Here is a 21211-nt window from a genome sequence, read left to right on the forward strand (position 1 = left end):
AAAGAGCAACCGGGTTGGTTGCTCTTCTGCTTAGTTAAGTACAAATTGTTCGGCCTGTAGATGTTGAAGTATCACCTCAAAAACATCGGTTGCCTGCAGCTCTTTCTGGGGTAACAGTTCCTTTTGTTTGGTCAGCAGCACCGGCCATTCTCCCTTGTCTTCGGGCACTCTGCCATGCGATCCTTTTATCAAAGTTGCATCCAACGGTATCACATCCATCACTGTTCTGAAGCCGAGTTTTTTCTTCAATAGCTTCGTGCCGAGCAGTGCCTTCGGGAATTTTATAGTCGGGTTGATGAACATCTCCACCGGGTCGAAGCCAGGCTTTTTATGGATGTCGACCATGCGGGCATAGTCGGGTGCTTTGGCATCATCGAGCCAGAAGTAATAGGTAAACCAGGCACCTTTATCGGCTATGGCTACCAAGTCGCCGCAACGCTCATGAGCCATTTTATACTTGTCGCGTCCATCCCCCGCGAGTACTTCCTGCACACCCGGCACTCCCGAGATTAGCTTTTTCACAGCTTCCAGGTCCTTCGGATCATTTACATAAATATGCGCTACCTGGTGGTCGGTAACGGCAAAGGCTTTGCTTATGCCAGCGTCCAGTAACTCGGTACCCCGCTCATCGCGCACGGCAATGTAGCCTTTTTCGCGTAGCACGCGGTTCAGGTGCACCGGCTGGCTCACATCCGAAATCCCGTATTCCGAAACCACCATTACCTGTGCGCCTTTGGCTTCATAAAAGCTGATGAGGTCTTCGCAAACCGTATCTATCTCACGCAGGTCTTTTGCAATTCGCGGGTCGCTGGGGCCGAAGCGCTGCAGGTTATAGTCCAGGTGAGGCATGTAAATGAGCGTCAGGGTAGGGTCATACAGGTCATCGGTGATCTTAGAAGCATCCGCGATCCACTGGCTCGATTTAATGGAAGTAGCTGGTCCCCAGTAATTAAACAGCGGGAACGTGCCCAGTTTGGCTTGTAAGGTGTCACGAAGCTCGGCTGGTTGGGTATAGCAGTCGGGTAGTTTGCGGCCATCGGCCAGGTATTGCGGACGTGGCGTTAGCGAATAATCTGCACTGGAATACATGTTGTACCACCAGCACATATTCGAAACCGTGAAGCTCGGGTCCATGGCTTTGGCAACGTCCCAGATCTTAGGTGCCTGTATCAGCTTATTAGACTGACGCCAGAATTTGATCTCGCATTCATCCTTGAAATACCAGCCATTGCCCACGATGCCATGCTCTTCGGGCCATTTGCCGGTCATATAAGTTGCCTGCGCTGAGCAGGTAACCGCTGGCATGGCAGGCTGTATAGTTGCCTGCTGGCCCTGATCGGACCAGCGCTTTAAAAAAGGGGTATGTTCGCCGATAAGAGAGCCAGAAAGGCCCACTACGTTTAAAACTACGGTTTTACGCATTTTCGTTTACTTGTATTTGTTGCAGTACCCACTCCAGTTCGCGGGCAATAGAGGTGGTTAAATCCGATTTCAGGCCTTCTGGTAACACTTCCCAGGTGTAGGTCTCTACTTCCAGGTGTTGCGTAAGCTCCGGGCGCTCCGAAATATAGTTCAGCACCGTTTCCACATCGTCTTGGGTTGAGTTCAGGCCGTTATAGGTTGAAGTGAAGAGCGGCACATGGAAATGGGTGCGCCATTCGGCAGCAGTTGGTTTCTGGATGTGTTGCAACGCGTAAGGCAGGTCGCTATAGTAGTTCAGCTTGCCAAACACATCGCGTTCTACCACCTGGTGAAGGTAGGTTGATTCAGCAAAAGGCTGTAGCTTTGTGGCCAGTTCGGTGCGGGCTGCTTCGCCGGTAGGCAATTCGGTCTTTAAAGCGGCGCTCAGCTGTATCTTGCCAATTTGAATACCAGCGGACTGGAGTCTAGCAAAAGTGTCTTCAGGAGCTTCGTAAGCCAGCGCAAAGTGGCACACGTCGTAGCAAACCCGGATATGGTTCAGTAATGCGTTTACCGCATCATTCGGAGACATGCCTTTGGTGCAGGCCAGACGCTTGCAGCCAATGTATAAAAGCCATTTCTGGTAAAAATGGATGACTTCCTGCGTGTTTTCTAACAGTCCATCTGGTTCCGGTTCAATGTCGATGTGGATGGTCTTGCCTTTGCTTTCTTTCAGGTAGAGCAACTCTTCGGTTACCATCGCCAAATGCAGTGCTGATACCTCAAACACTTCCTTGAAACGCTCTTTGTTAAAGCCCAGCCATGGTTTGTAGGAGAGGGGCGAGGTGGAGATGCCGCCTTCCATGCCTTCCGGCAGCAGTTCTGCCAAAATATAGGCCAAACGTATGGTATAAGCCAGGCGGTTTTGAGTGGTCCAGTCTGGTTTGTGCACAGCATCTTTTACTTCCTGGTTATGAAAACCGCCATACGGGAAACCGTTCATCGTAAACACATACAATCCTTCGGCATCAAGCCAGCTTTTAAACTCCGTCAGATTATTGCCGATCAGCAGTTCCTGGCTTGCCAGGTTAGACAGGCGCAGGCCAACACCAAAAGGCGCATCCGGCGACAGCTGCTTTTTAACTTCAGGTAGGTATTGTTTCAGGCTTGCAAAAACATCTTTCCAGTTTTCGCCGGGGTGTATGTTAGTGCAATAGGTAAGATGGGTGCCGTTTGGTAAAATCATGGCTAAAGGTATTATAAGGGTACTACAAGTTCTGTCTCTTTTGATTCAGATAAAATATTTGATGAAAGTTGATGTTGCTTTTGCTGCAGCACTTTTACTGCTTCGGTAACTATAGTTTCGTTTATCTGATGCACTTCCACGCCGTGGCCTATTTCGTCCAGCAGCATAATGGTCAGTTGCCCGCCCAGGTGCTCCCGGAACTCAGTTAAGCCTCTTAAGATGCTCAGCTGGCCATTTTCTATAGTTGAAAGATGTTCTGTGTAAATATCAAAGCCGAGTTTGTGGAGCAGGTTCAGGATATCATTACAGGCCTCCGCAGAAAGCATTCCACTTAGCCTGGCATACACTATATCCAGGGCAATGCCAATGGCTACTGCTTCGCCGTGGCGCAAACTATAGTTGCTGAGCTGTTCCAGTTTGTGGGCCGCCCAATGGCCAAAGTCCAGCGGTCTGGAAGAGCCGAACTCAAACGGATCGCCGCCACCAATATGCTCCACGTGCATTTCGGCACAACGGTGTATCAGGCGGTTCATAGCGCGCATATCGCGTTGTTTCAGTAAACTGGCATCGGCTTTTATGCTATGGTAGAAGCTGGCATCTTTTATCAGGGCTACTTTTATGGCTTCTGAAATGCCGCTTCGCCAGTCGCGTTCGTCTAGAGTTAGTAAAAAATTACTGTCATTAATAACGGCAACCGGCGGCGCAAAGGTGCCCAGGAAGTTCTTTTTGCCAAAGGCATTCATGCTGTTCTTTACGCCCACACCCGAATCATTCTGTGATAAAACCGTAGTTGGGATGCGGATGAGGCGGATGCCGCGATGCGCAATAGCCGCTGCAAAACCAGCCAGGTCCAGCACGGCACCACCGCCAATGGCTACCAGGTAAGAGTGACGGCAGATGCCGTATTGGTTGATGCTTTCCAGTACCTGTTGCAGCACTTCGGGATTGTTTTTGCAGGCTTCGCCGCCCGGTATAATAAGCGGTTTGGCAGCTAACGTCATCGCATCAGCATGAGTCGTCGTATAGTTCAGGATGGACTGCAGCAGGAACGGATGCGATTCGGCTACGCCGCTATCTATAACAAAAAATACTTTTGCAGGTGCATGGCTGCTTTGTTGCACTACATCGCGTAGCATGGCGTTTTCCTGCTCAAAAATATCTTCTGTAAAATAGATGCCGTAGTTAAACTGCACGGCAAAAGATTGTTGAATTGATCTCATAAACCTTAACTATAGATCAGGTTACAGCGAAGCGTTTCGCCATAAACATCGATACTGGTAACAACAAAAGAACCGCTAAGCCATACTGCCAGCCGGCAAATCCAGCGGCAATGCTTGCGTTCATCACGATCAGGGCCAGAATACCTGCCTTTACGGCACGCATAATAAACTGCGGCTCCGGCGACGGCATAGCCCGGAACAATGGCGGAAAAACCAGGTACGCAAACAGCGCCAGGAACGGCAAACTATATGCTAACGAAAACTGCGGCAATAAGGCTAAACTGGCAATTCCGGCAAAAACAATAAGGTATAACGCCACCGCACCTTTTAGTGCTTTTGTGCTGCCCCCGTGCACTTCCCCGCGACTGATCATGGTGATAGCCGAGATGTAAATGATCGGAATAAAAGCGATGAACCATAGTTGCTCCAGGGCAGCAGGTATGGCACTTACACCCAGCAGCAGGTTACCACCACGACAACTACCCATATTGATCGGGCCGAGTACAGGATGGTGTTTGCCTTTCCAGTCGTAAAGCACGGCCAGGCCAGCAACAATAGCCGCAATGATGGCACTAACTACAGAAACCTGTAAAGCGGCAACTATACCTACTGTTAAAAGCAACATGCCCAGTAAAGATGCACCGGCTATAGTTGCTTTTCCACTCGGGATAGGGCGTTCCGGGCGTTCTACTCTGTCTAGATCCGCATCAAATACATCGTTAAACACCACGCCGCCGCCATACAAGCCAATCGTTGACAGTATAAGCCAGGCCAGGATCTCAAATCCATTCTCCGGAAAATCTCCCCGAACATGTGTAAAGGTTAAGACCACAGCACCTGATGCGGCAAAACCCATCAGGATATCGGCAATGGCGGTTACGATGTTTGCTGGCCGCATCAGGCGTATGTAAGCTCCGAATGAGGTCATGTTAACGGATAATGTTAGAATCGAAGATCGGGTTGGTTCTGATCTCGCCTATAGTTGGCAGCTGTCCGCCACGCAGAATAGAGTTGTTGAACAGCTTCTGGCTCTGGTCTATGGTTGTATTGTCCATCCAGTCGCTTTCCTTCATCTGACCGCTCTGGCCAAAAGCGTCCAGCGCATTCTGGTAGCACACTTTATGAATATCATCCACGCTGATGCCTTGCTCTAACATCAAAGAAGCAGTTTTAGGTACGGCCAGTGGATCGCTGATGCCCCAGTCGGCAGCGCTATTCACAATAATTCGTTCCGAGCCGTATTGCTTCACGATCTCTACCATGCGTTCGTTGCCCATTTTGGTGTTTGGGTAAATGGTAAAGGCTGCCCAGAAGCCACGGTCCAGCACATCGCGCACAGTTTCTTCGTTGTTGTGGTCCACAATAACCATGTGTGGTTCCAGCTTATGTTCCAGAGCCACTTCCATACTACGGATGGTGCCGGCTTTTTTATCGCGATGCGGGGTATGTATTTGTACCGGCAGGTTGGCTTCTTTGGCCAGGTCCAGCTGTAATCTATAGTATTTGTCTTCTGCTGCGGTCTGGTCGTCGTAACCGATCTCACCAACACCCACCACGCCTTCTTTGCAGATGAATAGCGGCAGCAGGTCCATCACTTCTTCGGCCAGCGCCTCGTTGTTGGCTTCCTTAGAGTTCAAACCAATGGTGCAGTAATGCTTTATCCCAAACTGACTTGCCCTGAAACGCTCCCAGCCAATCAGGCTGCTGTAATAATCTTTGAAAGAGCCCAACTCGGTACGGGGCTGCCCCAACCAGAAAGCAGGTTCAATAATGGCCACAATACCGGCTTTCTGCATAGCTGCATAATCGTCGGTGGTGCGGGATGTCATGTGAATGTGTGGATCGATGAATTTCATATTCAAAGTATTCATTAGCGTAAAGGGTTAGGTTCGGGGTGATATATAATTTTAGGCTGTGATCGCTTTCTGGCCGATGTGGCTCCAGTTAAGCTGCCCTTCTTTGATCTTGTGTTTTAACAGGGGGTGTTGGTCCAGTAACGCCTGTGCTTCCGGGTAACTGCTTTGTGTGCAGGCAAGGGCAGCGGCTTCATGTTCCGTCTCGTTTTCGCTGGCGAACAGCTTTTTGATGTCGGAGATTATAGTTTCGTTGATATACGGACCAACCGGGCGCCATAGTTCGGGTGTAACGGTGCGGCCGGCAGCCCAGCGCTCGTGCGCGTAATCTGAAAGCATGCGAGCCAGGTCTGGGTTGCTGCGCTCATCCAGCCCATAAATTTTATGCAGCGACTTGCCTGTGAATATTGTTTTCAGCACCAGTTGGTTCCAGGCGGCTTCTATAAAGTTCTCGAAAGGGTAGGGGTTGTTTAAAGCAATGGCTTCGTACACGTTGCCCATGTTTGTCCGGATGCCTTCGGTGGCCTGCGCTACAAATTTTTCAGGATGCGGCAATAGTGGCAAGGCAGCGTATAGTGCTACCAGTTCGCCCATGTCGGCGGTGCCAAATAGCTTTAGTATCGTTTTGCTATAGTTATCAGCGTTATCGTGCGGCAGGCTTAGCAAAAGTATAGTCCGGGCCAGTTGGTCTGTGGTCCAGTTAGTTGGGTTAAAACCTTTACGCAGCTGGCTTGCCTGTTCCAGTTCATCTGGTGTCAGGCTTAACATCGATTTGCCTACGTAACGTGGCGCAGCACTGAAGGGTAAGTATAAGTCCTTGCCGGTTTCAGATGATCTCACCAGGTTTTGTTTTTCTTTCAGCCATTGTGCAGCCGCAGGCGTAGCTTGGCGGTCGAAAAGTTGTTCCAGAAAAGCGATAGTGTTCGGTAGAAAGTTGCTATACACTGTTTCGTTCGGTTAGGTATCAGATCGGTAGCCGGTAACACGACTTAATTTTCCTGGAGGCGTACGTTCGTACATCAACTGGTATTAAGAATTGCTCCCGACTATATTTCGTTTTGACTAAGTACGACTATGAAACTATAAGGTTGAGGCGAGTTGTATTAACTACAACCCTTGTTATGTGCCGGAATTGTATTAAAATATGTAAAACACTATATATTAGCTTAATCCTTACAATTTGGTTGCTCGCTGGGTAAAAAGAATAGCATAAAATCAATGATAAAACCTACAAAGGCGGATATTATAAATTCACAGAACAGCACTATACGTGATGTGATAGCGCCTGGGCTGGATGTGCTCTTTTGTGGAATTAACACCGGCCTGTATTCTGCTGCTACGGGGCACCATTTTGCCCGCCCGGGTAACCGTTTCTGGCCTACGCTTTACCGTTCAGGTTTTACGCCACGCCTGTTTGCGCCCGACGAAGAACTGGAACTGATCTCGTTAGGCTACGGCATTACCAACATTGTGGACCGGGCTACGGCAGCAGCAGCTGATTTAACTATAGAAGAACTGAAACAGGGCGGCCTTAACCTGGAGCGTAAACTACAGGTGTTCCGGCCAAAAGTATTGGCCGTTTTAGGAATCTCCGCTTACCGAACTGCTTTTAACCAGCCCAAAGCCGTACTGGGCCGCCAATCCGAATTAATCGCTAACACTAATGTTTGGGTATTGCCTAACCCCAGTGGTTTAAACGCACATTTTCCGCCGGTTAAGCTGGCTGAGGTTTTTAGAGAGTTCAGGGATGAGTTGGATGGATTAGGGTTGAGGAGTTAGTTGTTCAGGAGTTATCATAACTCAGTCGTTTGCTAAATTTGGGGGGTGTTTGGTATAGCTAAACCTTTAGTTTTATAGTTTCTCTTTTTTGATGGCGCGGGTTTGTAACCCGTGTCTTACTATGGTGTTGAGTTTTCTGACTCAACTGGCCCGGCAGGGACAGGAATTGTCTGAATCAGGATTTATAGGATTAAAGGATTGGCAGGATTGAGTTTTTTGCTATTGTTTGGTTTATAGTTTTATAGTTGCAGCGTTAACACCCCTGTAGTCCCCTCAAGGGGACAATCTCTGCCTTGATTATAATTTGGGGCTATAGTTTTATAGTCTCAGACCACAAGCAGGGCAGGTTTACCTGTCCCTTCGGAATAATAGCCACGATAAAAAGTCGAAGTTTACCGGCTCAAACTATAGTTAGTGGTAGCTATGAGAAACTTCTCAGTCTTTGGGTGGAGCGCCTTGTGAATATCTGGTGGCGCCAGGCATTTCGAGGTACGAGAAAAGGAAATGTACACCGCGCGATGCCCGAAGACGGGGCTTCCCGGCACCAAAGCCAACTATGACAACTATAGGTTAGTAAAGCTCCCAGGATTAGAAGTAACTATAAAAAAGGCTTGGTTCAGGTTGCAACTGTAGTTAGCTAAAAGCTGAGATAGATTTCTCTCTGCGTTCGAAATGACAAAAGAAAGGCTTTTGTACCTAGCTTTCTCGCCTCAAGCTTGGTTTGACAGAAGTATAAAAGTTATCAATGCTTTGTAAGCATAAAAGCCGCTTTGCGATAAACAAAGCGGCTTTTTTTAAGCTGAATATAGATTAGTAACTATAAAGTTTCTCGTAATACTCATGTGCCATACGGTCTGAGCCGAAGAACGGTAACACATCAAACATACTTTGCTTCATGATGCCGAGCCATTTACCCCGATCATGATAATAAGCAGGGGCAATCTCGTGCTCCAGGATATGCATCAGGTTTTTATGGTCTTCTGAATCCTGTAGATGCTCTGGTAGATTGGTATCCACTATAGGCAGAATGAAGCTGTTTTCGCCGTGGCGTGCATATTCCGGCAACCAGCCATCCTGGATCGAAAAGTTTATGGATCCATTCATAGATGCAGTCATACCGCTGGTACCCGATGCTTCGCGCGGACGACGTGGCGTGTTAAGCCAAACATCAGAACCCTGCTTTAGTTTGCGCGAAAGCTCCATTTCGTAACCGGACAACACGGCCATGTTCGGCTGTTTCTCCGACAGGTCCACCAGCTTATTAAATGTATTTACCGCTCCTTCATCAAAAGGATAAGGCTTGCCAGCCCAAATAACCTGTACCGGACGCTCTTTGTTATTGATAATTGTAAGGAAGCGTTCAAAATCACGAACCAGAAGATCAGGACGTTTGTAAGCTGCAAAGCGGCGTGCCCAAACTATAGTTAACACCTCAGGATTAAACAGCTTCCCTGTCTGGTCAGATACAATCTTGAACAGCAGGTGTTTCATTTCCTTTTTGCGAACCACCAGAACATTGTCGTTGCCAGACTGCAGCGCATCCCAAAGGTCATCATCGGTCCAGTAATTAGCGTGCTGTGCGTTTGTAATGGCTTTTATTTCGCAGATTCCGTGGTTCTCATTCCACATCTGTCTGGCTACTTCACCGTGCAACTGCGATACACCGTTGGCAACTTTAGAAAGACGCAGGGCAGCCAGCGTATGGTTAAATAAGTGGCCGTCCATGTGGGTTAACTTTCGCACTTCTTCCAGCGGAGTCCCATTAAAGAAGCTCATTCTGTCCAGGAAGTTGGTGTCATGCTCTTCGTTGCCAGCTTTTTCAGGGGTGTGCGTGGTGAACACCATGTGCTCACGCACTTTTTCTACGCTTCTGTATTTATCAAGCAACCAGAATGAGAGCGGAAGAGCATGTGCTTCGTTCATGTGGTAAACTTCGGCACCGCCAAGGGCTTCCACCACTTTACCGCCGCCAATACCCAGCACAATACTCTGGGCAATTCGGGTGCTCATTTCCGGGTCGTATAAACGGTGCGTAATTGTTTGTGCCAGGTAATCGTTTTCAGGAATATCGGTGCTCAGGAAATACATCGGGACAGTACCAAACACTTCTGGTTTAAGCACAAGCGCCTTTACTTTTACCTCGTGGCCGTTAACAGCAACAGAAACAGTGATGTCAGTTTCTTCCAGGAACGTATAGAATTTCTTCTGAAACTGGGCCCGCATACTCTGATCGTCGTGGCGCACCTGGTCATAATATCCATATTTCCAGAGCATTCCGATACCGATCATGTTCTGACGCAGATCATGGGCACTGCGCATATGCGAACCAGCCAGAAACCCGAGGCCGCCAGAATAGATCTTAAAGGCTTGATCGATACCATACTCCATGCTGAAGTAGGCGACTCTCTTATTGTATTTTTCGTCAATATCGTACGGGTGATACCACCTGTTGTATTGTGTCATAGGCTCAAAATTTAAATAAAAACCAACAAGTCAGGTCTATAGTTTCTGTAAAAGCAATAAACCCGAAATGTTACTTTTCTGGCTTGATAAAATTCTACCAGTCGGTAAAAATAAGGTATAGCCAGGCAGTGCAAGATTACAACCCTGAACTGCTCTAACCAAATCATTCACAAAATACATGCCTGTAACTACTTCTGTATCTTTATATTTTAGGAAAATGGTCCCGGAATAGTATACTTGGCGCTTTAAACATGTCGTTATAGTTGAACCAATGCTGCCACAACCGGCATTGTAGCTTATAGTTTAATTACTTATAGTTGTATATGCGCTCTACCTTGCATTTTTTACCCCTTATACATATTTTAAAATCCCGCCACTTTTTTCTGCGCTTACAACTGGTGCTGCTTTTTGTCGCGGTTAGCATTAGTCAGGCTGTTGCAACCAATATACCAGGCTCGAAACGCTTGGAGCAACTCGACCAGTTTGCTTTTAATGCCGATGCGCGCTACTCCAAAGATGTAAAAACACTTGCCGCCTACCTTAACAAAGAAGCAACCAACGACTACGAACGCGCCCGAATCATTTTTGCGTGGGTTGCCCGAAATATTCGCTACAACGACAACGGCTACAATGCCGGCAACTTTGGCGACAACTCGGCTGAGGTAGTTTTGAAGAGCCGCATATCGGTTTGCGATGGCTATGCCCGCCTGTATAAAGCGCTGGGAGAGGAAATGGGTTTGAAAGTGGAAACTGTAAGCGGTTATGCCAAAGGGTACGGATATGCTCCTGGCAAGCGCTTTACCCAAACAAATCATGCCTGGAACAGTGTGTTTTTGAACGGGAGCTGGCGTTTAGTAGATGCCACTTGGGGCTCAGGAAGCGCCAAAATGGTGAATGGTAAGTTAAAAACCATTGTTAACTATACTCCTTACTGGTTTGATGTTGACCCACACGCTTTTCTGTTCAGTCATCTGCCGAAAGACCCGAAATGGCAGCAAATTGAAAAACCGATCACCCTTGCGCAGTATGAAAAATTAACTTCGGTGGAAGAATCGCTTTTTAAGCTGGGAATAGATGCATCTGAAGTTCTAAACGGCCTCACCAGCGGTAAACTACAGTCAGTAGCTACTACCTGGAATACCGACTTACCCATAAAAGTAGAAAGTGCACCGCTGCACGGTAAATTGCAGCCCGGAAAACCTTACAGCTTGTCGATTACAACTGCTGAAGACGTGGAACTGCTTGTGCTAAATAACAAACAATGGTTTTATTTTGATACTAAAGGATCTAACCACACCATTCAGGTAAAACCAGCACCGGGTAGCCTCGCCATTATGGCCCGTAAAAAAGGAAGTAAAGGGAATTATAATTATTTTATGGAGTATAAGGTTGGAGGGTAAAAGGTATATTTTACTGTAGTTTCTTCTTTTGTCATTTCGAACAGCGTGAGAAATCTATCTCAGCTTACAGTAGGATTAACTTCACCTTGAGCCAAGCTATCCTTCCATAGCCACCTCTCATTCTGGGAGCTCTACTTGCCTTTAGTTTCAATCTAGCTTTGGTGCCCTCACGGCCGGGAGGCCTCGTCTTCGGGCATCGCGCTGCTGCTTTCTTGCTATCCTCCTACGTCGGATTGCCTGGCGGCACCGCAACAAATCAAAGGCGCTCCACCCAAAGACTGCGATCAGTTCGATAGGTATTTTATAGTTTGATTGAGAAGCTATAGTTGCATCGCCTTATCGTGGTGATAGTTTCCAAGGGACAGGTAAACCTGTCCTGATTCTGGACTTAAACTATAGTTCGATAGCCACCAACTATAGCAGTAGCAAAAAGTCTCCCTTTGAAGGGGGCAGGGGGATGACAAACTCTAACTATAGAACTGTATCGCAAACTATAACATAGCAGCAATTCCCCTCTCGGGAGGGGCAGGGGTGGGTTAAATCGCTAACTATGAAACTAGAACGGAAAGTATAGTAGTAAAAAACTCCCCGCCTTTGACAAGGAGGGGATAAAGGGGTGGTTGGACTGCACCAACTATAGAACTATAAACCTAACGATCGCAAACATAAATCCTACAGAATGCCGGAAATAGACTAACACCTACAACGCCTTAAACAACGCCTGCTTATAATCCGCAAAGGCAGCTGCGTTTGCTTTGCTGTCTGTAAAAATCTCGAGGATGCCGGCGCCGGATTGTAATGAGAAAAATGCTGGCAGCGCTTGCTCCAATTCTTCCAAAGAACTGCAGGCAGTATAGTTCATGCCAAAATCCCGGGCTGTGTTGGCAGCATCCAAAGTCTGTTTGGTCTCAAAGAACTCCTCTAGTTCCGGTTGTTGTTTTGGGCCGTCTATTAACCTGAAAATACCGCCGGCGTGGTTGTTCAGGATTACGATGCGCAGGTTTTGAGGTAGATAGTTATGCCATAGGCCGTTCCGGTCGTAGAAAAAAGCCATATCGCCGGTTAGCAAGGTCGTGATGTTACTGCTTGTGAGGGCGCAGCCTACTGTTGTACTGTTGCTGCCATCAATGCCGCTGGTGCCGCGATTAGCGTATATTTCCACATTTTTGCCAGCGTCTAGTCCGATGATATTGGCATACCGTACGGCCATGCTGTTGGCTAAATGCAGGTTACTCTTAGTTGGCAAACTCTCAAAAATCCGGGCAACGGCAGAAAGTTCGCTGAACGCAGCCTCAGAAGTATACTCTTTTAGAAATGCGGCGGCTTTACTTTCAATTTCATTCCAGGCTGAACTATAGTTTGCTTCGTTTTTAGCGGTAGTTATAGTTGCAAAAAAAGCTTCCGGCGTGCAGCGGATAATGCGCGTGAGGGCTTGAAAAGTATCTGCCACCTGACCGGCAGGTTGTATGTGCCAGTGCGCTTTTGGTTTGTACTTGCGCAGGTATAATTTCAGCGCCTTCGAAATAACCGATTTGCCAAACGTGATCAGTAAATCCGGCAGTAGTTTAGCTAACTTCTCAGGATCAGGGCAGGCAAGGATAGCATCCTGGTGTCGTATAGTTTCAGGTAGTTCATGCAGGTTCGCGATAAGGTCCCCAACTATAACGGCGCCACTTTTATCGGTAAATTGCTGTAATACAGGCTGTAGTTCTGCTGTATGGTTCTGCTGTCCGGCAACTATAAGAATGCGGCTATAGTTGCTTATTTCTTGCTGGAGTTGGGCAACCTGCTTTTCACTTAAACTATAGTTAGCCGGCTCTTCTTCAATGATCTTTACCTCCGTATCAAATACCAGGTCTTCGCCGGGAGCAGGGTAAAAGGGCTCCCGTAAAGGAATGTTAATATGCACTGGTCCGGCTGGGTAAGCTATGGTTTCATTCAGCGCTTCAGATACCATGCGTTCGCTATGCCAGATACTGTCTTTGTGCGAGAGATCAGCCGGGAAAGTATAGCTGTGTTTGATGTGCTGGCCATACACGTTTTGCTGTCGTATCGTTTGTCCGTCCAGTTGGTCGATCCATTCTGGTGGGCGGTCAGCGGTTAGAATGAGCAAAGGTACTTGCTGAAAGAATGCTTCGGCAACGGCCGGTGCATAGTTTAAAGCGGCAGTGCCGGATGTGCAGATCAGTACGGTTGGTTTTCCGGTTGTTAAGGCCATTCCGAGGGCAATAAAAGCAGCGGCGCGCTCATCGCTTATAGTTCGCACGTTCAGTTTAGTGTGGCGGGCAAAAGCTATAGTTAACGGTGCGCAGCGAGAGCCCGGCGATAACACCACATTTTCCACTCCCTTGCGGGCACAGATTTCGGCTATATTAACAACTGGCTGTAGGATCACGGGTTGATGGTTAAATTGTTGATTGCTGAATTGTTGGTTGTCGTATGCTGTCATCTCGACGATAGGAGAGATCTATCGAAGATCATAACCAGATTTCTCCCTCCTGCTCGAAATGACAAGTGATTAGCAATTAAGCCACTCAACAATTTAACAATTTATTGTTACTCAAAATTAGCAAGTATACGTTGCATCGTCTGCATTTTGTGCTGAGTTTCCTGCCATTCTTTTTCAGCGTCAGATTCGCCGGTAATGCCGGCGCCGGCGTAAAGTATAGCTTCATTTTTCAGCAATTGCATGCAACGCAGGTTTACATATAAATGAGTGCCTTGCGGGCTGTTTACCGGGCCTAGGTAGCCGCTGTAGTAGCTGCGGTTATAACCCTCGTGCTCTAAAATAAAGGTAAGAGCGGGCTCTTTGGGCAAGCCACAGACCGCAGAAGTAGGGTGGAGCAGTTCCAGCATATCCGTACCCAGCGTCGGAAAATCTACTTCCTTCAGATCCACGCTAAAATCAGTGCGCAGGTGCATCAGGTTTCCGGCAACTATAGTTCTGGGGCCGACTTCAGTGTATTCACGTAACCGCAGTTTTTTAAAGCAGCTCAGAATGTAGCGCTCCACCATGCCCTGTTCTTCAATTTCCTTTTGCCGCCAGATCGCATTGCCCACCGGTTCACCATCCAAGGCAGGCTGTGTTCCAGCCAAAGCTACCGTTCTGAATATTTTCTGAGGATCAATACTTACCAGAATTTCCGGCGAAGCTCCCAGCCATGTACCAACTTCCGGTACCGAAACCAATGATACAAAAGCTCCCGGGTAAGATTGCAGAACCAACCTATAGGCAGCGACCAGGTTAAAGCTGGAAGGCAATGGTTTTAAAGCCGTACGCGACAGCACCACTTTTTCCATGTGGCCACTGTTTATAGTTGCAATGGCTTCTGTAACGGCACTTTTAAATCCGGTTTCGGTTTGCTGGTTTATAGTTTCGGAGGCATGCAGGTGCCAGCTATAGTTTGTCGTTTGGGGTTGTTTCAGGGTAATTATAAATTCCTGCTTCTGAGCTTCTGTAACAGCTTTCGAAAACCGGATATGCCCTGTTTCAGAACTATAAACTATATCTGCTTTAACAAAAATGGAAGGCTGCTCCCCAACTACAAATGGACTGAAAACGAAACCGTAAGGACTACTTTCTAGCGCAGGCTTGCTTATCTTTAAATCTTTATCAAAAGTGATGCAAACAGTGGTTTCTGTAGCTAAAGGTAAGCGCCAGGCGGCTACAGGTAAGCCTAAGGCAAAGGCGGCATGTACAACCTGCTCTAAACTATAAACGATAGAATCGGTTCCCGAATTTGTAGTGCCTGGGGCAATATCTGCCATGGTATTATTTTTTATCGATAACAGCCACCGTCATACGGCTGATGCACACCAGGTCGCCGGCTTCGTTTGTAATTTTAGTTTCCCATACCTGCGTACTGCGGCCGTTATGCAAAACAGTTGCTTTGCCGTAAACCCAGCCTTCTTTCACGCCACGTATGTGGTTTGCGTTTATCTCTAAACCAACACAGGCTTTTTTTGTTAGATCAACCTGAAGCGCAGCGCCTATACTAGCCAGTGTTTCGGCAAGTACCACCGAAGCGCCACCATGCAGCAAACCCATGGGTTGGTGTGTACGGAAATCGACAGGCATCTTCCCAATTAAATAACCCTCGCCGGCTTCAGTCACTTCAATACCCAGGTGCTCAACCATGGTATTTTTATTCCACTCCTTTACGCGCTCTAACGTACTATTATTTTTATCCATAAGCTGCGATGGCTATTTTCGCGGTTGAAAAGTCTTAAAAAGCAAAAGTAGAAGAATTTTGAGTATCAAAAAAGTATACCTCATCCGCCACGGGCAAACAGATTACAACGTGCAGTGCATTGTGCAGGGCAGCGGTGTGGATTCGCATTTGAACAACGAAGGCCAGCAGCAGGCCAACCTGTTTTTCCAGCACTATAAACACATCCCTTTCAATAAAGTTTATACTTCCACGTTGCAGCGCAGCATAGAATCGGTGCAGGGTTTCCTGGAGCTGGGCATACCACACGAAACACACGCCGGCCTGAACGAAATAAACTGGGGAACCCGCGAAGGCACCCGCATCACACCCGAAGAAGATGCCTATTACCATAACATTCTGCAAACCTGGACTAATGGCGAGACCGGAGTTTGTATAGAAGGCGGCGAAAGCCCGGACCTGGTTGCTGCCAGGCAGGTTCCGGTAATTGAAACTATACTGAGCCGGCCCGAAGAAGAAACGATACTGATTTGTATGCACGGGCGGGCCATGCGCATTTTGCTGTGTAAGCTGCTAAAGTACCCGCTACGCTGCATGGACCAGTTCGAACATCAGAACCTGTGCCTTTACCAACTGGATTATACGGGCAGTATGTTCACGGTAAAAAAGTATTGCGACACAGTGCATCTGCACCTTCCTAAACTGCCAGACCAAACTATAACAGCTCCCCACGAACAATTTAGGTAGTATAGTTTGAATAAAATATTTTTAAATCTAATTTTGGGCGGATTATAAGGATGCCCGGACCGGGCGATTAAAAGATACGATAACTATGGCTGAAGTAATAAAAATGCCTAAGATGAGTGACACGATGACCGAAGGGGTGATCGCATCTTGGCTTGTTAAGGTTGGTGATAAAGTAAGTTCCGGTGATGTGCTGGCAGAAGTAGAAACCGATAAGGCAACTATGGAGCTGGAATCTTACAACGACGGCGTACTGCTTTACATTGGTCCTAAAAAAGGCGAAGCTGTTCCTATTGATGCAGTTATAGCTATTATTGGTAAAGAAGGTGAAGATATTTCGGGCTTACTGAACGAAGCAGGCGGAAGCGCTCAGCCAGCTGAAACTGCAAAAGCTGAAGCCCCGAAAGAAGAGAAGAAAGAAGAAGCGAAACCTGCTGCAGCCAAAGCCGAAGCACCTGCTGCTAAAACGTCTGTTGATACCAGCAACATCAAGGCATCTGTTATCAGAATGCCAAAAATGAGCGATACCATGACGGAAGGCGTGTTGGTTAGCTGGCTGAAAAAAGTAGGCGATAAAGTAAAATCAGGTGATGTTTTAGCAGAAGTAGAAACCGATAAGGCAACTATGGAGCTGGAATCGTACGAAGATGGTACTTTACTGTACACTGGCGTAAATGCCGGCGACTCTGTAGCTATTGATGCGATTATCGCGATCATCGGCGAAGAAGGCGCTGACTACAAAGCCCTGCTGGAAGGTGGCGCATCTGATAACAAAGGTACTGCCGACAAACAGGAACGTCAGGAAAACGCACAGACTGATGAAGGTATTGAAGCCGGCGTAGATGCCGTTACTTCTGATAAAGTAGAGAGCACAACTGTACCTGCACAAGGTTCTGAAACTGAAGGTACAACTGCTGAAGGTGGCCGTATCAAAGCTTCTCCGCTGGCTAAGAAAATGGCTCAGGAGAAAGGCATTAACTTAGCACAGGTAAAAGGTACCGGCGAAGGTGGCCGTATTGTTCAGCGTGATATAGAGAACTTTAAGCCAGGCGCTGCACCTGCACAACAGGCTGCTCCGGCTGCTAAACCTACCGCTGCACCAGTTGCTACTACACCAGGCATTCCTGCCGATTCTTATGAAGATGTGAATGTTTCTCAGATGCGTAAGGTAATTGCCCGCCGTCTGTCTGAAAGCAAGTTCTCTGCGCCGCACTTCTACCTGACCATGGAAATTGACATGGATAAGGCCATGGAAGCACGTGCCAGCATCAACGAAGTATCTCCGGTTAAGGTATCGTTTAACGACCTGGTAATAAAAGCTGCTGCTGCTGCATTGCGCCAGCATCCTGCGGTTAACTCGTCGTGGTTAGGTGATAAGATCCGATACAACAAGCAGATAAACATTGGTGTAGCCGTTGCAGTTGAGGAAGGCTTATTAGTACCTGTTGTGCGCAACGCCGATTATAAATCGCTGTCAACTATAGCTGCCGAAGTGAAAGACCTGGGTGGCAAGGCAAAGAACAAAAAACTGCAGCCATCTGATTGGGAAGGTAACACATTCACCATCTCTAACCTGGGCATGTTCGGTATCGAAGAGTTTACTGCTATCATCAACTCTCCGGATGCCTGCATTATGGCCGTTGGCGCTATCAAGCAGACGCCGGTTGTGAAGAACGGTAATATCCAGATCGGCAACGTAATGAAAGTTACGCTTTCTTGCGATCACCGCGTAGTGGATGGTGCCGTTGGCTCAGCGTTCCTGCAGACATTTAAGAATCTGTTGGAGAACCCGGTAAGAATACTGGTGTAGATTCCATCAACTATAGACTAATAAAAAAGCCTCTCCGGAAACGAAGAGGCTTTTTTATTGGCAGACATACCGCAAGTTTAGCGCCAGCTTAACTTGTGGTTGAGTTTGGTGCCAGTTTGTAACTGGCTTTCTGCGCGAGCTGGAAACTATAGTTTTGCCTAAATCTATAGTTGTGGCAATTACCATGGCGCGAGCGTCCTCGCTCGTGTCGATTATAGTTGGGCCTCTGGCCCAGTTGGATTATAGATCCAATTTTATAGGCAGGTCACAGATCTACGCCCGCATAGTTCAGACCCAACTATAGTTACTGTCAGCGCTAACCTTGCTTTTTTAAAGCAAAGCAAGTTGAAAACTTGCTGCCATACAAAGCCACAAGTTACGCTGGCGCTAAACTTGCGGCCGTGGTATTAACTTCGGTTCAGACATCGTCTCTATAAAAACAAAAGGCCTTTCCAGTTTCGGAAAGGTCTTTTATGTAGGTAGATTATAGTTAAACTTCTACTGTCGTACTGAGAATTCCAAGTGCTTTACTAATCTTCCTGGCCCATCTCATCTGCTGTTTATAGTTGTTACCGCCGTTGGTTTCGCGGTCGTACTTGTTCTGGAACTGCTGCATCTCAGCCAGGTGGTTTTTCAGGATCTTCTCCACTTCAGCTTCGTCTTTTGATGTTTTACTGTCCAGGCTGTTTAGTTTTACTTCCAGGGTTTCAGCGTACAGGTGCGCTATGTCAAAATGCAGCTGCTCGTGTTGCAACGAATAGTTTTCCCGGTAAGCAGGTTTCACCCACGACTCATCTTTAAAAGCAACCGCATAAGCATCATACGTTACCCTGCCCGACCAGAAACTGGTATCCCGTATCTTCAGAAAAATACTGACTGTGATCTCAGCGCCTTTGTGTGCATCCGAAGGTTTAGGTCTGCCTTTAAAATCCTGCCATGTTAGTTTGCGGTCTGTTTCATAAGCCAGCACATTGTAGTCCTGCGCAAAACCCTGCAACCACAGCAGCAAACCCAGAAAGATCAGAAAAGTCCGTTTCATGTATAGTTTTATAGTTGTACCTCCTGTATAATGCATAAAACGGGCCAAGTGTAAAGTTGGTGGTTATGTTAGTGTAATTTTGATTGATTATCTGCTGTAGCCCAAAGTGTGAGATATATGCAGCAGCAAATAAACGACTGTAGAACAGTATATTGCTCTTTCTGAACCCATGCCCTTAGCAGCCGTACCAGTTTTATTAACACCTACACGGCACTATGGCATATTTACCCATCGAAGATCATGGCGTAATCGGAGATCTGAATACAGTGGCACTGGTCGGGCTGAATGGCTCCATCGATTTTATGTGCTTCCCTGATTTCGACTCGCCTTCCATTTTTGCATCGCTGCTGGATGATCAGAAGGGGGGGAACTTTACGATTGAGCCAACGCACAACGACATGAAACATAAGCAGATGTATCTGCCGGATACCAATGTGCTGCTCACGCGTTACCTGTCTGATGATGGAATTGGCGAAGTGACCGATTTTATGCCTGTAGAAGAGCAGACTAAAGGCAGCCGACTCATTCGTCGCGTATCATGCGTGCATGGCGATATGACGTTCCGGTTGCAGTGCAGTCCGCGATTTAACTATGCTCGTTCGCCCCATACCGCTACTCAGGTAAATGAGTATGAAGTGGTATTTACCTGCCAAGAAACCGATGGTATGGCGGTCAGGTTAAAAAGTACGACGCCGCTGCAAATAACTAATAATGATGCCGCTGCCACCTTCAGCCTGAAGACTGGGGAAAAAGTGGATCTGTTACTGGAACGCGCCTCTGACCAGGAGCCGGCCACACAGGAGCTGGAAAGTTTTGTGACCAAAAGCCTGTACGAAACCATTGCCTACTGGAAAAACTGGGTGACTAGTTGCCATTACAAGGGCCGTTGGGTAGAGATGGTGAATCGCTCGGCATTGGTGCTTAAACTGATGGTGTCGAACAAATACGGCTCGTTGGTGGCAGCGCCCACCTTTGGTTTGCCCGAAGAATTAGGTGGCGAGCGCAACTGGGACTACCGCTATACCTGGATCCGGGATGCCTCGTTTACCGTGTATACCTTGCTACGGCTGGGCTACAAACAGGAAGCCAAGAATTTTGTGGATTGGGTAGATCGTCAGTGCGATGCTTTACAAAGTGCCGGCAGGCTCAGGCTAATGTATACCCTAAGCGGCAAACTGGAGCTAGACGAAATTGCACTTGATCACCTGGAAGGCTACAAAGGCTCGAGGCCGGTACGCATTGGCAACGCGGCCCACGACCAGGTGCAACTGGATATTTTCGGCGAGCTGCTGGATGCTGTTTACCTCTACGACAAATATGGTGCACCCATTGCCTTTGAATTTTGGGACGACCTGCGGCAACAGGTGGAGTGGGTCTGCGACAACTGGCATCGCGAGGACGAAGGCATCTGGGAGGTACGCGGCGGCAAAAGGCAGTTCCTGTACTCGCGCATGATGTGCTGGGTAGCAATAGACCGGGCCATGAAGATTGCCGAAAACCACTCATATCCGTTGCCGGCCCGCTGGCGCGTGGAGCGCGACAAGATCTTTTTCTCAATACACCACGACTTCTGGAGTGAAGAACTGCAAAGCTTTGTGCAATACAAAGGTGCTGACTCCGTGGATGCAGCTACGCTGCTTATGCCGCTTATCCGATTCATCAGTCCCAAAGATCCGCGCTGGCTATCTACTCTGAAGCTCATTGAAGACAGGCTGGTTTCGGATGCGCTGGTTTTCCGTTACCGCAACAGCGAAGGTTTCGATGGCCTGAAAGGAAATGAGGGTACTTTCTCGATGTGCACGTTCTGGTATGTGGAGTGCCTGGCTAAAGCAGGGCAGATAGACAAGGCACGGCTATACTTCGATAAGATGCTGGGTTACGCCAACCACCTGGGCCTATACGCAGAAATGCTGGGTTTGAAAGGCAACCACCTGGGTAATTTTCCGCAGGCCTTTACGCACCTGGGCCTGATAAGCGCCGCCATGACCATAAACGACATTCTGGAAGGACATGAGAACAAAAAGCGACTATAACGGCTTTACCTTATATCGACTTAAACTATAGCTCTTCACAAAACAACTATACCG

Annotated in this window: 16 protein-coding genes; 5 read left to right on the forward strand and 11 right to left on the reverse strand. The window is 47.7% G+C overall.

Going from position 1 to position 21211, the window contains the following annotated elements; genetic code table 11:
* Nucleotides 1-30 precede the first annotated feature (30 nt).
* The 6 genes from KYK27_RS13110 to KYK27_RS13135 are packed head-to-tail and all read right to left on the reverse strand — an operon-like array spanning nt 31 to nt 6665.
* A complete protein-coding gene (locus KYK27_RS13110) occupies nt 31-1422 on the reverse strand; it encodes an alkaline phosphatase family protein (protein ID WP_199110498.1) in 1392 nt (463 codons plus the stop codon).
* A complete protein-coding gene (eboE, locus tag KYK27_RS13115) occupies nt 1415-2647 on the reverse strand; it encodes a metabolite traffic protein EboE (protein WP_199110499.1) in 1233 nt (410 codons plus the stop codon). The genes KYK27_RS13110 and eboE overlap by 8 nt, the downstream gene beginning before the upstream one ends.
* 11 nt (nt 2648-2658) lie before the next feature.
* Nucleotides 2659-3867, reverse strand: a complete 1209-nt coding sequence (locus tag KYK27_RS13120) for a 3-dehydroquinate synthase (protein ID WP_199110500.1) — start codon at nt 3865-3867, stop codon at nt 2659-2661.
* A gap of 16 nt (nt 3868-3883) precedes the next feature.
* Nucleotides 3884-4795 carry a UbiA-like protein EboC gene (eboC, locus tag KYK27_RS13125; RefSeq protein WP_199110501.1) on the reverse strand — a complete coding sequence of 304 codons (912 nt, stop codon included), beginning with the start codon at nt 4793-4795 and terminating at the stop codon, nt 3884-3886.
* A gap of 1 nt (nt 4796) precedes the next feature.
* A complete protein-coding gene (locus KYK27_RS13130) occupies nt 4797-5723 on the reverse strand; it encodes a TatD family hydrolase (RefSeq protein WP_199110502.1) in 927 nt (308 codons plus the stop codon).
* A gap of 51 nt (nt 5724-5774) precedes the next feature.
* Entirely contained in the window at nt 5775-6665 is an 891-nt protein-coding gene (locus KYK27_RS13135; protein WP_199110503.1) for an EboA domain-containing protein, read from the reverse strand.
* Between the two features lie 273 nt (nt 6666-6938).
* Here KYK27_RS13135 and mug point away from each other — a divergent pair, with 273 nt between their 5' ends.
* Complete coding sequence (mug, locus tag KYK27_RS13140; protein WP_199110504.1) at nt 6939-7499, forward strand: G/U mismatch-specific DNA glycosylase; 561 nt, start codon at nt 6939-6941, stop codon at nt 7497-7499.
* 810 nt (nt 7500-8309) lie between these two features.
* Here mug and glgP read toward each other — a convergent pair.
* Entirely contained in the window at nt 8310-9962 is a 1653-nt protein-coding gene (gene glgP / locus KYK27_RS13145) for an alpha-glucan family phosphorylase (protein WP_199110505.1), read from the reverse strand.
* 464 nt (nt 9963-10426) lie between these two features.
* On the opposite strand from glgP, the gene KYK27_RS13150 reads away from it, so the two are divergent.
* Nucleotides 10427-11362 (forward strand): transglutaminase domain-containing protein, encoded by a 936-nt coding sequence (locus KYK27_RS13150; RefSeq protein WP_219337371.1) that lies wholly within the window; start codon nt 10427-10429, stop codon nt 11360-11362.
* A gap of 700 nt (nt 11363-12062) precedes the next feature.
* On the opposite strand, the gene menD is transcribed toward KYK27_RS13150, so the two are convergent.
* The 3 genes from menD to KYK27_RS13165 all read right to left on the reverse strand — a co-directional run bounded on the left by menD (nt 12063) and on the right by KYK27_RS13165 (nt 15554).
* Nucleotides 12063-13757: a 2-succinyl-5-enolpyruvyl-6-hydroxy-3-cyclohexene-1-carboxylic-acid synthase gene (gene menD, locus KYK27_RS13155; protein ID WP_199110507.1), complete on the reverse strand. Its 1695-nt coding sequence runs from the start codon at nt 13755-13757 to the stop codon at nt 12063-12065.
* 161 nt (nt 13758-13918) lie between these two features.
* A complete protein-coding gene (locus KYK27_RS13160; RefSeq protein WP_199110508.1) occupies nt 13919-15130 on the reverse strand; it encodes an isochorismate synthase in 1212 nt (403 codons plus the stop codon).
* Nucleotides 15131-15134: 4 nt separating this feature from the next.
* On the reverse strand, nt 15135-15554 hold the full coding sequence (locus tag KYK27_RS13165) for a PaaI family thioesterase (RefSeq protein WP_162425941.1): 420 nt from the start codon (nt 15552-15554) through the stop codon (nt 15135-15137).
* A gap of 58 nt (nt 15555-15612) precedes the next feature.
* Here KYK27_RS13165 and KYK27_RS13170 point away from each other — a divergent pair, with 58 nt between their 5' ends.
* Complete coding sequence (locus KYK27_RS13170) at nt 15613-16278, forward strand: histidine phosphatase family protein (protein ID WP_199110509.1); 666 nt, start codon at nt 15613-15615, stop codon at nt 16276-16278.
* Between the two features lie 85 nt (nt 16279-16363).
* The gene (locus KYK27_RS13175; protein ID WP_199110510.1) at nt 16364-18085 is read left to right on the forward strand and encodes a pyruvate dehydrogenase complex dihydrolipoamide acetyltransferase; all 1722 of its coding nucleotides are present in this window, start codon (nt 16364-16366) and stop codon (nt 18083-18085) included.
* 490 nt (nt 18086-18575) lie between these two features.
* On the opposite strand, the gene KYK27_RS13180 is transcribed toward KYK27_RS13175, so the two are convergent.
* Nucleotides 18576-19160, reverse strand: coding sequence for a DUF922 domain-containing protein (locus tag KYK27_RS13180; protein WP_199110511.1), 585 nt, complete (start codon nt 19158-19160; stop codon nt 18576-18578).
* Nucleotides 19161-19339: 179 nt separating this feature from the next.
* On the opposite strand from KYK27_RS13180, the gene KYK27_RS13185 reads away from it, so the two are divergent.
* The gene (locus KYK27_RS13185; RefSeq protein ID WP_199110512.1) at nt 19340-21157 is read left to right on the forward strand and encodes a glycoside hydrolase family 15 protein; all 1818 of its coding nucleotides are present in this window, start codon (nt 19340-19342) and stop codon (nt 21155-21157) included.
* Nucleotides 21158-21211: the final 54 nt, after the last annotated feature.

This window comes from Pontibacter populi, assembly GCF_019336435.1.
In the GTDB taxonomy this organism is placed as follows: Bacteria; Bacteroidota; Bacteroidia; order Cytophagales; family Hymenobacteraceae; genus Pontibacter; species Pontibacter humidus.